Here is a 12,580-nt window from a genome sequence, read left to right on the forward strand (position 1 = left end):
GCCGATTGAAAATCCTCTTTGTCGCGACTTATCTACATCCAGTCGACGCCGGGCCCACCGGGGTCAGCGGCGCGATGGGATACAGCGTCACCTGTGCCGACGCGCTCGTCGCGGGCCTGCGCGGGCTCGGCCTTCAGGTGGACGTGGTGCAGTCGAACGCCCGCCGGCTCACCGTCTGGACCGGGGAGATCCTCGCGGCCGTCGAGACGGCGGTGGCCGCGAGCCGCTACGACGTGGTGCTGGCCTTCCACGCGCTCTGGCCGTTCACCGCGGATCTCCGGTGGGTGCTCGACGACACCGCATCATTGCCCCTGGTCACATACACGCACGGCAGCCACTGGGACGAGACGGACCTCTTCCGGTTCGAGCACTATCCGAAACTGCGCTGGGCCGACCTGGGCAACCTGATGGCGGCGGACCGGGTGCTGGTGGTCAGCGAGTACATGCGCAGGACGATTCTCGGCAGCGTGTTTTCGGTGAGCGAGAAAGCGGCCGGGGAGCTGACCAGAAGAATACGCGCGGTCGGCCTGCCCATCGACCTCGAAAGGATCGACGCGGCCCGTCGGCCGGGCCCGCGAAATGGCACGACCATAGTGTTCAACCACGCGCCGAACACCGCGAAACAGCCAGGGGTGTTCCTCGACGTGGCGGCGGAAATACTCGAACGCACCGCCGCACGCTTCCTGGTGACCAGGCACTTTCCCGAGCAGTCTCCTTGGGCGGGGCGTCTGCGGGAAATGGCCGCGGCCTTTCCCGGCCGTGTCGTCTGCGGCGAGGACCTGCCGATCGACGACTACTACGCGGCGCTGTGGCAGAGCGACATCCAGATCAGCACGGCCACGCACGAGAGCCTCGGCGTGGCGACACTGGAGGCGATGGCCACCGGCAACCACTGCCTCCTTCCCCGGATCGGCTCCTATCCCGAGGTCTCCGGCAACGACCCGGCGGTGCTGTACGAGGACGTCGCCGACCTCCAGGCACGCCTTGTGGATCTGGTGGCCACGGGCCCGAAGGCCGAGGTCGTGGCGCGCCACCGCGCCGCCGCCCGTTCCCGCTACTCCCCCGCCAAGGTCGCCACCGCCGTGCACGCCGTCCTCAGCGAGGTGGTCACCGGTTAGCCGTCTGGAGCGCATGGTGAGATTGGGTTGGTGGCAGGCCCGGCTCGGCATCTCGCGAGCCTCCGCCTGCGACCACCTCTCGTAGGCATACCGGATCCGCCCCCCAAGGAGCGCCAAGCATGACGAACGCAATCCCGGTCACGCTCGACGACGTCCACGAAGCCGCCGCACGGCTCAAGGGCGTCGCCCACCGCACGCCCGTCCTGCGCTCGCGCACTCTGGATGCCCTCGCCGGCGCGGAGGTCTTCCTCAAGTGCGAGAACTTTCAGCGCATCGGCGCCTTCAAGTTCCGCGGCGCCTACAACGCCATCTCCCGGCTGTCGCCCGCGCAGCTGGCCAAGGGCATCGCCGCGTACTCCTCCGGCAACCACGCCCAGGCCGTCGCCCTCGCCGCCCGCGAGCTGGGCAGCAGCGCGGTGATCCTCATGCCCGAGGACACCCCGAAGTCCAAGATGGAAGCCACCGCCGGCTACGGCGCGGAGATCGTCACCTACGACCGCTACAACGGCGACCGGGTCGCCATCGGCGAGGCCCTGGCCGCCGATCGCGGGCTGGCGCTGATCCCTCCGTACGAGCATCCGCACGTCATCGCCGGGCAGGGCACCGCCGCGCTGGAGCTGATCGAGGAGGCCGGCGAGCTCGACGCGCTGCTGGTGCCGATCGGCGGCGGTGGCCTGATGGCGGGCAGCGCGACGGCGGCCAAGGGGCTGCGACCCGCCATGCGGGTGATCGGCGTGGAGCCCGAGGCGGGCGACGACACCAAGCGGTCGCTCAGCGCGGGCGAGCGGGTGTCCATCCCCGTACCGCGGACGATCGCCGATGGCCAGGCCGCGGACATCCCCGGCGAGCTGACCTTCTCCATCAACAAGCGGCTGGTCGACGAGATCGTCCTGGTCTCCGACGACGAGATCCGCGAGGCGATGCGGCTGGCCTTCGAACGGCTGAAGATCGTCATCGAGCCCAGCGGCGCCACCCCGCTGGCCGCACTGCTGGCCGGGCGGCTGGAACGCGTACCGCCGCGCATCGGCCTGATCATCTCCGGGGGCAACATCGACGCCCGCCGCTTCGCCGAGCTGTGCGCGGACACGCCCCTGACCTAGAAGGCTGTCGACGTGATCATGTCTGTGGTCTTCGACGTCGGTGAGACGCTGCTGGACGACAACCGGGAGTTCGGCGCCTGGGCAGACCGGATCAGCGTGCCCAGGCATACCGATCACTTTCGGCGAAGCAGGCCCAGCTTCTCCCACAGGGTGCCGCGCCGTGCCTCCGCAGGCGGTTCCTGGGCGACGGACACGGCACGTGAGTGGTCCACGAAACGTGGGTGCGGGTCGTGGGAGCCGCGCCACAGGTACGCGGTGAGGCGGGTGCCCTCCTCGCGTTCGGTCTCGGGGGTGAGCGGCGGCGGCCAGTGCAGGGCCGCGTAGAGCGCCCAGCGGTGCACGTCGAAGGTGGCTTCGACCAGGTCGCCGTACTGGCGGGCGTAGGTGACGAGCCAGCCGTAGGCGAGGGACATACCGGCCAGGCTCAGCGGCAGCGCCCACCAGTTCCAGGCCGACCATCCGGCGAAGAGCAGCGCCCAGAGCCACACGGTGCCCGCGAGGTCGACCCGGGTGCGCGCCGCGGCCAGTTCCGTGCGCGCGTTGTCGGGCAGCACGGACCAGAACGCGTACCAGCACTTGACGGGATCCAGGCCGTACTTGTGCCAGGGCCGTGCCTCCGCCGCCCGCAGCGAATTGCCGAGGACGGTGGGCATGCGGTGTTCGGGCGCGTCAGGGTACCTCCGCAGCCGCTGGTCCACCAGGATGAAACGGTTCTGCTCGGCGGCGCCGCGGCCTGAGAGCCCTGCGGCGAGTTCGGCCCAGGTGCGCTCCATGGCGGCGACGCGGCTGTTGTGCCGTCTCGACCGCCAGTCGAACAGGCGGACCGGCCAGTGGTAGCCCTCCAGCAGTTGAACGGCCGGCGTGGTGAGTCGTTCCACTGCCGTCCCTGACCCGGCGACCACCAGCAGGACGCCCACGGCGAGCGCGACCTGTTCCGGGACAGGCCTGCCCCGTACCTGGGCGTCGACCTGCCGCCAGGCTTCCTCCCAGCCGTGATCGACCGCCCAGAGCAGCAGCCCGACACCCCAGAACACCACCGCGGGCGCCAGCACCGTCCGTACCCAGCGCTTGGCGAGCCCTGCGGTCAGCCCGTTCCACAGGTCGCCCAGCATCAGGTGGAGTCCGCCCGCTCCAATTCCGCGCCACAGGGACAGCGCGGCGGGTCGATGGACGCCGAGCGCTGGTACCAGACGTAGCCGTCGTTGGGGCATCGATATTTGGGGGGCTGCAGAGCCATGCCGTACCCAGGCGGCGGCAGGTACGGCAGGTGACGTTCCTGGCGATCGCGATCACGGCCCGGGTCGGGCGGCGGGCCGCTCTCCAGAAAGTCCGCGACCCAGTCGCGCAACTCGGGGAAGGTGTCGAACAACGCCTTGATGTCGTCCGCCACGGCTCGGTCGTGCCCTCGCACCAGCAGTAAGGCGAGTCGACGGCCGACGGACTCGGCGTCTTCGGTACTCAGCAGGTCGTTGAGGTAGGGGCGCACCGCGTGAGCGGCCCGCGCCCATAACTCCTCCCTGTTCTCGGTCAACCTTCTCTCCCTTCGTGGGGAGGCTGCGTGGCCGAAGCCGTATCAACAGCCAACGTATTGGAAGCTGGCCCAGCTCTGCGGGTGCTTCGTGCTGCGCCCCCTCCCCCAGATGTCGAGATCCTCCGCCGTGATCCTGTCCCGAGCTTCCTGGGTGGCTTCCGGGAATTCCGCGGTCTTCTCGTCGTTGGTGGCGTCCCTGACCCAGCGCTGCGCTTCACGAAACGCGGCGGCAGGGTGGTGGGCACCGGACTGCCGCAGCCGGTGGAAACGTGCCATCAGCAGAGCGGTGGTGGGGTCGTCCACCGCCCACATGGACCCGATCACTCCGCCGGCCCCAGCCTGCAGGAACAGCGCGGGAAGGCTGACCGTCTCCTCCGGCATGGCGAGGTCCGTCCGCGCCGTCTCGCACCCGGACAGCACCGCCAGCCGCACCCGGAGCCGCCGGGTCAGCACGTCGCGAAGCGTCAGGTACTCCTGGTCCTTCATCAGCAGCCCGCCGTCCAGCGGCCGGTCGGGGTCGGCTCGACCATGGCAGGCGAAGTGCAGGTGGCCGTGGCTTCCGAGGTTCTCCAAGGCGATGCGCCGGGAGCAGTCCCGGCGGACCATGGCGTCGGGGAAGGCACGGCGCGCCGCGGCCACCTCCAGTTCGGCGTTCAGCGAGCTGTCGTAGGCGAGGAGCAGGCCGGGCGGAATCGGCCCGGCGACGGCCCGCTGCGCATGGAGCAGTGCCCTGGCGCTGGGGGCATAGCTGATCAGCAGGTCGTCGAGTGCGTACCTGCGCTTGGTGGGTGTGCCGGAAGCGGGCATCCATGCGGCATGCAACGGCAGCGCCCCGATCAGCCCCGACTGGACGACCGTGAGTGCGTCGGCGGTGGTCAGCTGCGCGCGGACCGGCGCGAACACCGCGGACCACAGCCACTCGGTGGTCGAGTCGACGGTGTCCCGCCAGCTCGCAGGGTCGGAGCCGCGGCCTGCGTACGCCGCCTGGTAGGCGGCCAGCACCTGTCGCGTGGCCGTACCGGTGGCCTCGGGCAGCGACACCGCGTCGACACGGGCGTCGGCGTGCACGAGGAACGCCCAGGCCTGGTGGTCCGACATGGCGACGTAGAGCAGCGGCGCGGCGGACGCCGCTCGGGCGATGTCCGCCAGGTTCCCCGCTCCGAGGATCGCACCGGCCTGTGACATGGCGTGGATCTCGGCCGCCAAGGCGTCGAAGGCGGTTCTGGCCTCGACGAGTCCTTCGACGTTCCCAGCGGAGGGCAGGACGTCGCGGTTGGCCTGCACGTCGGCGGCCTCCAGGCGGGTGAGCTCGGCGGCGGCCCGCTCCCAGCGGTCGGCCAGTTCACCCTGTCCGAGGGTGCGCAGCAGGTCCAGGTCGATCAGGCTGCGTTCGAACGCATGGGCACTGAGCATGCCGCGCCCCTGTTCGAGCAGTTCCACCGCCGCCGCATGCCGCCCGCACTCCGCCGCGGCGACGGCGGCCCGGTCGGCGACGCCGTGCAGCCGCCTGAGCCAGATCTCCTTGTGCCCGCGTAGCCGCTGCCGGACGAGCAGTTCACGGAACGCGCGCAGCGCCTGGGCCGAGAAGTCCGCGGCCTCCGGCCATCGGCTCTGGTCGGCCAGGAGGCGGGCCAGCGCGTCCGAGGCGCTCAGCAGCCCGGCCGGGTCATCCACGGCTCGCCCGCAGGCGGCGGAGAGGATGCGTGCGGCCTCTTCGGCGTCGTCGCCCCGACCGGTGAGCAGCGAGCGCAGGGCGAGGAAGCGGCCGAGGGCGCACAGCATGGCGGCGGTGGCCGGCGCGTCGGGCGGCAGTTCGGCCACCACGTGCCGTTGCAGTTCTATGCCTTCGTCCAGGCCGCTGCGGTCGCCGGTCCGCTCGCTCTCGCTCGCCAGGGCGGCGGCGAGGTTGGACAGTACGGCGAACCGTCCCGGACTTTTCGGGGGGACCACTTGGTGTGCCTGCCGGAGCAGGTCGATCGCGGCGGCGAGCTGCTCGCGGTCGCCGGTGATCTCGTACGTCGCGCAGAGCCCGGATCCGAGGTCGACGAGTGCCTGCGGATCCGCGGGGCGTTCGGCGGGGGCGAGCAGGAACCCGCGCTGTAGCGCCTCGACGGCGCCCGACAGGTCGTCCGGGCGGTCGGTGTACTGGTGCACGGTGAGCAGTACCCGGCCGAGATGGCGGTAGACCTGCGCCCGGTCCGGGGAGTCGTCGATGGGGTGGGCGGCGACGAAGGCGTCCATGGCCGCCTCTAGGTCGGAAAGGTCACCGGTGCGCCCGAAGTTCTCGTGGCGCAGTAGTCCCAGAGCGGCCTGGTGCAGCGCGCGGTGCGGATGATCGGGGCGCAGCATTGTGAGCACGGAGGTCTGGGATTCGATGGCGCGGCGCAGGTCGGTCACCCCGCCCGACCTGCGGTAGCGCTCGTGGAGGGCGTTGCCGTAGTTGGCCAGGCGGTCGAGGTGCCCGACCGACGGGCCGGAGATCAGCTCGGTGGCCTGCGCGTAGGCCTCCAGCGCGTCCTGAAGATCGTTTCCGTGGCCGCTGGACTGGTAGCGGGTGAGCAATGCCGAGCCTTTGGCGTCCAGGCAGGAGACGATGAGGTGCCAGCGGGTGCCCGCGCCGGTGGCTGCCTCGTCCAGCAGTTTCAGCGCACGCCGCAGGTCCGCCTCGTCGGCGGAGCGCTCGTAGCGATGGCTGAGGCAGACGGCCAGGTTGAACGTGTGCTCGGCGTGCGAGCTCGAATCTGGGTGAACGACGTCGCATGCTCGGGTGAAGGATTCGATGGCCTGGTCGAGGTCGCCGATCCGGCCCGTACGGTGGTAGCGGCCCATCGCGTCGTGCCCCTGCTGCGCGGACCGCTTCGCCCGCCAATCGCGGCCAAGGTCGATACTCAGCCGCACCATGCGCACGGCCCTGGGGTTCGCGGTCCGCTCATCGACGAGTACGGGCCTCGTCGATGAGCGCGACACAGGTTTCCAGCCGCTTCGCGGACATCGCCGCCACACCACCGGACAGCCAGAAAACCAGCGTGTCCTTGGGAAGTCCGGTGATGTCGACGCGGCAGATGCGCGCGAAACCCTGCCGGAAGGTTTCCAATCCGGCTATGCGATTGAGCGGAATCGCCAGCACGTCCTGACCGTACGTTCGCAGGTGCCGGTCGGATTCGGCGCGTGCCTTCTCGGTCTGGTGGATGAGAGGTGCGGCCGTGGGGGCTCCGAACAGCAGGCCCGCGCCGACCAGAATGGCCCGTTCGGCCCACCGCTCGGCCGCGCCTGGCCGTAGCGGTTCCAGCACGATCCGCTGGTCGGTGAGGTGCATGCGGTGCTGGACGCCGGTATCGAAGTACGCGGTGACTTTCACCACGTTTCCGCCCTGCCGGTCCTTGTGCAGGGGCATTATGGAAAAGGTGTGCAAATGGCGCTCCGGCGCCGAGAAATCTCCAAATCCGGGTGACCTGGCCGGGAAATCTTCGACTGGCATGCCAATCCCCTCTCTGAGCACCTCGACAGGGATCCGCGCTCAGCGCTGCTCGCCCACTTTCACACCATTGACGCGCTTACTGCAGATCGCTTCGTGACTCCATACTTGCCCAGTTCTATCCAGAAATGGCCACTCGCCGAGAAAATGTGCTTCCTGCCACCTGGACGACCCTCACACCGCACCGCCGCCGCGTCGGCCTCGAACGGTCCTCCAGCATCCCCGCGCTTGTGGCCGGCAACGCCCGGGTGCCGCGCCGATCACCGTTCCCCACGAGTCACGCGACCCTTTCACGCTCAGCCGAGACGGTGACCGTGCGATTCAGTGGCAACCTGCCGACTGCGTAGCCTGGCCTGGTGATCGTGTCTGTGGTCTTGGACGTCGGGCGTCCCAGATGCGGATCGTCGCGTCATGACCGCCTGAGGCGATCCGCGAGCCGTCCGGCGACCAGGCTAGATCCTCAACAGCTGCGCCGCCGTGGGTAACAGCGACTGCGGGTTTGCCGCTCCCAGGTTGCCCGACCAGAATCGTATCGTCGCCGGAGCCACTGGCCAGGCGGCTACCGTCAGGAGACCATGCCGCGGCGAACACACGATCGGTGTGCCCATTTTCAATGCTGGTCAGTGCCCCTGACCCCGCGTCCCACACACGCACCGTGCCATCTGCCGAGCTGGTGGCGACCCGGCCGGCCCCGACATTCCCCGGTCACGCGCCCAGGCTGAGGTCTTCGTCGGGGTGCCCGGGGGCTTGCATAACACCGTCGAGCGTCAGGTGCTCGGTCACAACGATCTTGCCAATGCCGCCTCTCCCTCACGGTCGCCGCCGGGTTGTCCGACATCCTCATCCTTTAAACGAACGGCCGACCGAAGGATCGACAGCATTTCAATCTGTGGCGACGGCGCCCGCAACCGGTGGCCTCCTGGCGATGACCTGGAGCAGTGCGCTCGGTCTTGCATCCCGATAGCGGCCACGGCTCTCCCTGATACGAACCACCTCCCATGAACGCAAAAGATCGGCGGCATAGCGGCGATCGAAGAAGTGCCGAACATGTCCGTTGAGGCAGTACATGTCGGGTTCTAGCAGGTCGCCCTTGCCGAACAGCAGGTCGCTGGTGGACTTCACACAGAACGCGAGCGTGCCGCCGGGACGCATGACCCGGCGAAGCTCACCGAACACGGCCCGAGTGGTGACGTCGTCGAAATAGTGGAGCGCCAGATAGGAGTAGATGCCTTCGAACGTCTCCGCCTGGAAGGGAAGCGGCTCCGCAGTGTCATGCCGCAGGAACTCCACCTCCCCGTCTCGGTGCGCTTCCCGGTTACGGTTGGCCTGTTCAATGGCTATGGGCGAAAGATCAAGCGCCCGCACCGCATAACCGCGGTCTGCGACATAGAGGGCATCGTGCCCCTGCCCGCACCCGAGCTCCAACAACGGACGGTCTCCATGTGGCGGCGGCAGCTGGGACAGGAATTCGTCCACGAAATCTCGATGTACCGGCTCGGGGTCGGCGCTGTGCGCGCGCTCATGCCAGCCGTCCCAGAGACCCTGCTGGCTCGGCGAGGTCATGTCCATTGCCCTAGTCAACAGCAACCGCCGAATCGGCGAATCCATCGCCGTACCACGCCTCCGGCGTCGATTTGGTAACCATGCGACTACGCCAAGTGACTACGCGCGAAGCTGGACGGGAGAGCTGCGCTATCCCCCGACCATGGAGTCCCGCATGGAGCGAACTGTCCTTGCCGCTGTCACGGAGCGGTCCGATGCCGATACGGCGCTCGCTGAGCAGCTCCGCCGGGTGTGTGCGTCGATGGACTCGCTGCGGCGGCTGTGCGCGCAAGCGCACGAGAAGCTGCGCGACTCCGGTGTCGGCAAGCTGCTCGACCAGGTCTTCACCACCCTTCCCGAGCCCGTCCTGACCCCGGCCGACTGCTACCAGGCGATGATCCGATCCCGCACCGAACGCGTCCCGCTTGCCGACCTGCCCGGCCGGATCGCCGCCACCACGGTCGTGGTCACGCCGCCCGGGATCCCGATGCTGATGCCCGGGGAAGCGACCGGGCCCGCCGACGGAGCCCTGATGACGTACTTGCGAGCACTGGAGGACTTCGACCGGGCGTTCCCCGACCTTGCCACCGACATTCACGGGGCCCATCGGGACGGCACCGGCCGCTACTGGATAGAAGTCGTATCGGCCTGAGATCACGAACTGGGGACGACGATCTGGCCATCGGCGATCTTTTGTTCCATCTCGTCCAGACGGGCCTTGATGCCGTCGATCTGGTTGCCGGTCGTCGTGTAGTCGAAGCCGTGGTCCTTGATGTCGTAAACGATGGGACCGGACTTGGCAGAGCCGGTGGAGAAGGCTTTGAGGTAGTCGAAGACCACCGTGTCGACTCGCTTGATGATCGAGGTCAGGACGACGTCACGCAATGTGGCGTCCGCGGTGCGGGCCTCGTCGCCTTCGGCGCCCATGACCCGCCCGCCGGCCGCCACACCGGCGAGGAACCCGCCTTCCTGCTCGGCGAAGACGAGGTTCGAAACGTTGTTTCCGGCCGCCTCCCCGTCGACGATCGCGAACTTGGTGCCCGGGAACTCCGCCGCGACGCTCCTGACCGCTTCGGAGTACGGAAAGCCGATCGCGATGATCGGGTTGAGTCCGCCCTGGGCGAGCCCTCGCAGCCGTTGTACCTTTTGCTCTTCCGTCTCGTCCAGCCAGACCCCAAGGTCCGCCTCCAGCAGGAGCATTTGGAGACGGTCAAAGCCCGGTCAAAGCCTGGGCGCTCTGTCGCCAAGCTCCCACTGCGATGTGATCCTACCTTCCGGCCTACGGGGTGTCCCAAACGTCCCTCTGCACTTCCCATTGCTGGTATTCCTCGATGAGGCCGCTCTTCTCTAACGGGAGCATGCCGTCACCGTACTCGCGCAGTTTGTCGTACGTCTTGCGCAAGTCGGCTCGATTGGGGAAATGGCCTCTGTGAATCGCCAAAGTCAGTACGTTTTCGATGGTGAGTACAGGGATCCCCCAGCGAGCAGCCAGCGCCTGACCGCCCTGATCGTCGATCAGAGCCATCACGTTCCGCCTCTGCTCGGCGAGACGGACGCAATGTGCTATGACGATTACTTCACCCAGGTCTCGATTAATACGGACAGCCTGTTCGAGCTCGATCCCACGGATTTCTTCAATCACCTCAACCACTCGCGGGTGGGCGGTTTCGACCTCTATGCGGGGCAGTACCTGGATACGCTCACTCGCCTGAAGCCTTGCCCAGCGCTGCCGTAGTCCTGGATACCTATGATCCTTGCCGGCGACCTCATCGCACACCTCCTCAGGGATCTGCAGCACCAGGCCCGAACTCTCCAGCACGTCGATCAAAATTGGCTGCAGATTGGCGCCCACGAAATGGACGCACACGACCGCATCGAGCACACATATTTCATCAGGGCTGGAAGGTTCCTCCTCCTGGTCCTGCACCGCTACTCCTCCTGCTCTTGCCATGAGTGCTGGAGAGGTTCGCGGGAGCGACTCCGAGCGAGAAGGCGATCCATATCCACCCGTCGGATCTGTGCGGGTTCCGGCACGACACCCGCCGCCGTCAGGGCTGATTCGGTTGCCGCTGGATCCTGGCCTTCTAGTTCGGCCAGCACCCGAATGCCCAGTTTGCCTGCTTGGTAGGCGGCAGTGGCCCTTTCGAGTACTCGTTGCGGTGGGCGGATCGTTCGGCTGACCTCCTGCTCACCGTCGTATTGGGGACCCCATCCATAGCGCCACGCCAGTTGTGCTCCGCTGGGACCACGCAACCTCTCAACCTGCTGTCCGGTGATGAGGCCCATGCGCTCCAACTGGATGAGGATCACCATCAGACTGACCCCGAAGTGGCGAGCCAGTAGCGCACATGTGCGCTCGTTGAAGGCACCCTGACCTTGTGGGCCACCAGCGCCGAGCCACACTCTGATTCCGTCCTGGGGCGCGAGGAGGTGGCGCGCGAACGCATCACAGCGGAGTTCAGCCGGAGTGCGACTTCCATCCAAGAGGTGCGTCTCGGTGCCATCACCGAACAGCAGATGCCCCAATTCATGGCAGTAGGTGAAACGCTGTCGCTCGGTTATCGCCCTCGTACCCACCACGATCAGGGTGACGTCGCGGACCGGGTCGGTCAGAGTGAATCCGTCAATCCCTGAAGGGAAGTCGACCACAGCGGTGTCGGCTCCGGTGAGCCGCTCTGCCAGTTCGGCAGGGTCGGCTAGCGGTGCGCCACCCAGTTCGAGTCTTCTACGCACGGTCAGCGCAAGCACGCGACCTTGCTCTTCACAGGACTTACCGGGGTCGGGAAGCGGCAGATCGGCAACCGAACGACTGGCCCTGCCCGCCGCGGTCAGATCGGTCTGGAGTAGTCGATCAAGGCGGTCATCCAGTACAAGTATGTCGACCGCTCGCCGCAGGGCGGCCTCATGAGCTTCGGCGGGCGCCTCGGCCATTCGCGCCGCGATGCGGACTCGACTTCTTACCGGGCTGCCCGAGGTCAACTCGCGTAGCGGAACACCGATGCCCGTGGCCAGGCGGTCCAGTTCGGCGATCGTGAGCCTCGGCCGGCTACCCAACTCGATGCGCGCCAGGGTGGGCTGAGAGATGTCGGTCAGCTCGGCCAGCTGCCGCTGTGTGAGACCCGCCCGTTCGCGTTCCCGCCTTACCCGTGCACCTATCTCTTGTAGATCCATAAGCAGGCCACCTCCTGAATCAAGGATACGTGTCTGATTCAGAAGACACTACGTGCCGCATCCGCAAGTTGGTCTCGCAGGTTCCATGGCCAGGCCTCCGACAAGCCCGCCGCCGCCCGCGTCCAGCTCGTCACATTCACCGAGGGCGGTGCGTGCAGGTGCTGCGCGGCCATGGCGGTCGCTGTGCCCGATCACGAACCGGGGACGACGATCTGGCCATCGGCGATCTTTCGTTCCATCTCGTCCAGACGTGCCGTGATGCCGTCGATCTGGTTGCCGGTCGTCGTGTAGTCGAAGCCGTGGTCCTTGATGTCGTAGACGATGGGACCGGACTTGGCAGAGCCGGTGGAGAAGTCTTTGAGGTAGTCGAAGACCACCGTGTCGACTCGCTTGGTGATCGAGGTAAGGACGACGTCACGCAATGTGGCGTCCGCGGTGCGGGCCTCGTCGCCTTCGGCGCCGATGACCCGCCCGCCGGCCGCCACACCGGCGAGGAACCCGCCTTCCTGCTCGGCGAAGACGAGGTTCGAAACGTTGTTTCCGGCCGCCTCCCCGTCGACGATCGCGAACTTGGTGCCCGGGAACTCCGCCGCGACGCTCCTGACCGCTTCGGAGTACGGAAAGCCGATCGCGATGATCGGGT

General features: G+C 67.6%; 13 protein-coding genes and 1 pseudogene. 4 read left to right on the forward strand and 10 right to left on the reverse strand.

What is annotated here, in order from left to right; translation table 11 throughout:
• Positions 1-5: 5 nt before the first annotated feature.
• The 3 genes and pseudogenes from AB0O34_RS26145 to AB0O34_RS26155 all read left to right on the forward strand — a co-directional run.
• A complete protein-coding gene (locus tag AB0O34_RS26145; protein WP_363919620.1) occupies positions 6-1,118 on the forward strand; it encodes a glycosyltransferase family 4 protein in 1,113 nt (370 codons plus the stop codon).
• Positions 1,119-1,237: 119 nt separating this feature from the next.
• The gene (locus AB0O34_RS26150) at positions 1,238-2,218 is read left to right on the forward strand and encodes a threo-3-hydroxy-L-aspartate ammonia-lyase (RefSeq protein ID WP_363919622.1); all 981 of its coding nucleotides are present in this window, start codon (positions 1,238-1,240) and stop codon (positions 2,216-2,218) included.
• Positions 2,219-2,236: 18 nt separating this feature from the next.
• A pseudogene (locus AB0O34_RS26155) lies at positions 2,237-2,329 on the forward strand (HAD family hydrolase); the annotation flags it as partial.
• A gap of 2 nt (positions 2,330-2,331) precedes the next feature.
• On the opposite strand, the gene AB0O34_RS26160 reads toward AB0O34_RS26155, so the two are convergent.
• From AB0O34_RS26160 to AB0O34_RS26185, 6 genes are all read right to left on the reverse strand, one after another.
• Entirely contained in the window at positions 2,332-3,330 is a 999-nt protein-coding gene (locus AB0O34_RS26160; protein WP_363919624.1) for a hypothetical protein, read from the reverse strand.
• Complete coding sequence (locus AB0O34_RS26165; protein ID WP_363919626.1) at positions 3,330-3,749, reverse strand: hypothetical protein; 420 nt, start codon at positions 3,747-3,749, stop codon at positions 3,330-3,332. Before AB0O34_RS26165 ends, AB0O34_RS26160 begins: the two co-directional genes overlap by 1 nt.
• Before the next feature lie 42 nt (positions 3,750-3,791).
• Complete coding sequence (locus AB0O34_RS26170) at positions 3,792-6,650, reverse strand: CHAT domain-containing protein (protein WP_363919628.1); 2,859 nt, start codon at positions 6,648-6,650, stop codon at positions 3,792-3,794.
• Positions 6,651-6,678: 28 nt separating this feature from the next.
• Positions 6,679-7,227: a hypothetical protein gene (locus AB0O34_RS26175; RefSeq protein ID WP_363919630.1), complete on the reverse strand. Its 549-nt coding sequence runs from the start codon at positions 7,225-7,227 to the stop codon at positions 6,679-6,681.
• Positions 7,228-7,545: 318 nt separating this feature from the next.
• The gene (locus AB0O34_RS26180) at positions 7,546-7,878 is read right to left on the reverse strand and encodes a hypothetical protein (RefSeq protein WP_363919632.1); all 333 of its coding nucleotides are present in this window, start codon (positions 7,876-7,878) and stop codon (positions 7,546-7,548) included.
• 228 nt (positions 7,879-8,106) lie between these two features.
• Entirely contained in the window at positions 8,107-8,787 is a 681-nt protein-coding gene (locus AB0O34_RS26185; protein ID WP_363919634.1) for a class I SAM-dependent methyltransferase, read from the reverse strand.
• A gap of 154 nt (positions 8,788-8,941) precedes the next feature.
• On the opposite strand from AB0O34_RS26185, the gene AB0O34_RS26190 reads away from it, so the two are divergent.
• Positions 8,942-9,418, forward strand: coding sequence for a hypothetical protein (locus AB0O34_RS26190; protein WP_363919636.1), 477 nt, complete (start codon positions 8,942-8,944; stop codon positions 9,416-9,418).
• Between the two features lie 2 nt (positions 9,419-9,420).
• Here AB0O34_RS26190 and AB0O34_RS26195 read toward each other — a convergent pair whose 3' ends face one another.
• The 4 genes from AB0O34_RS26195 to AB0O34_RS26210 all read right to left on the reverse strand — a co-directional run.
• Positions 9,421-9,966, reverse strand: a complete 546-nt coding sequence (locus tag AB0O34_RS26195; protein WP_363919638.1) for a BMP family ABC transporter substrate-binding protein — start codon at positions 9,964-9,966, stop codon at positions 9,421-9,423.
• 79 nt (positions 9,967-10,045) lie between these two features.
• Positions 10,046-10,693 (reverse strand): hypothetical protein, encoded by a 648-nt coding sequence (locus AB0O34_RS26200; protein WP_363919640.1) that lies wholly within the window; start codon positions 10,691-10,693, stop codon positions 10,046-10,048.
• Positions 10,694-10,695: 2 nt separating this feature from the next.
• Complete coding sequence (locus tag AB0O34_RS26205) at positions 10,696-11,937, reverse strand: XRE family transcriptional regulator (protein ID WP_363919642.1); 1,242 nt, start codon at positions 11,935-11,937, stop codon at positions 10,696-10,698.
• A gap of 191 nt (positions 11,938-12,128) precedes the next feature.
• On the reverse strand, positions 12,129-12,580 hold a 452-nt coding region (locus AB0O34_RS26210; protein ID WP_363919644.1), incomplete at its 5' end, for a BMP family ABC transporter substrate-binding protein.

The sequence above is a fragment of the Sphaerisporangium sp. NPDC088356 genome (assembly GCF_040685555.1).
Lineage (GTDB): Bacteria > Actinomycetota > Actinomycetes > Streptosporangiales > Streptosporangiaceae > Sphaerisporangium.

Coding starts and splice junctions, on each gene's coding strand:
- AB0O34_RS26160 (WP_363919624.1), bottom strand. CDS start 3,330: ATGCTGGGCGACCTGTGGAACGGGCTGACCGCAGGGCTCGCCAAGCGC.
- AB0O34_RS26205 (WP_363919642.1), bottom strand. CDS start 11,937: ATGGATCTACAAGAGATAGGTGCACGGGTAAGGCGGGAACGCGAACGG.
- AB0O34_RS26190 (WP_363919636.1), top strand. CDS start 8,942: ATGGAGCGAACTGTCCTTGCCGCTGTCACGGAGCGGTCCGATGCCGAT.
- AB0O34_RS26170 (WP_363919628.1), bottom strand. CDS start 6,650: ATGGTGCGGCTGAGTATCGACCTTGGCCGCGATTGGCGGGCGAAGCGG.
- AB0O34_RS26175 (WP_363919630.1), bottom strand. CDS start 7,227: ATGCCAGTCGAAGATTTCCCGGCCAGGTCACCCGGATTTGGAGATTTC.
- AB0O34_RS26195 (WP_363919638.1), bottom strand. CDS start 9,966: ATGCTCCTGCTGGAGGCGGACCTTGGGGTCTGGCTGGACGAGACGGAA.
- AB0O34_RS26150 (WP_363919622.1), top strand. CDS start 1,238: ATGACGAACGCAATCCCGGTCACGCTCGACGACGTCCACGAAGCCGCC.
- AB0O34_RS26185 (WP_363919634.1), bottom strand. CDS start 8,787: ATGACCTCGCCGAGCCAGCAGGGTCTCTGGGACGGCTGGCATGAGCGC.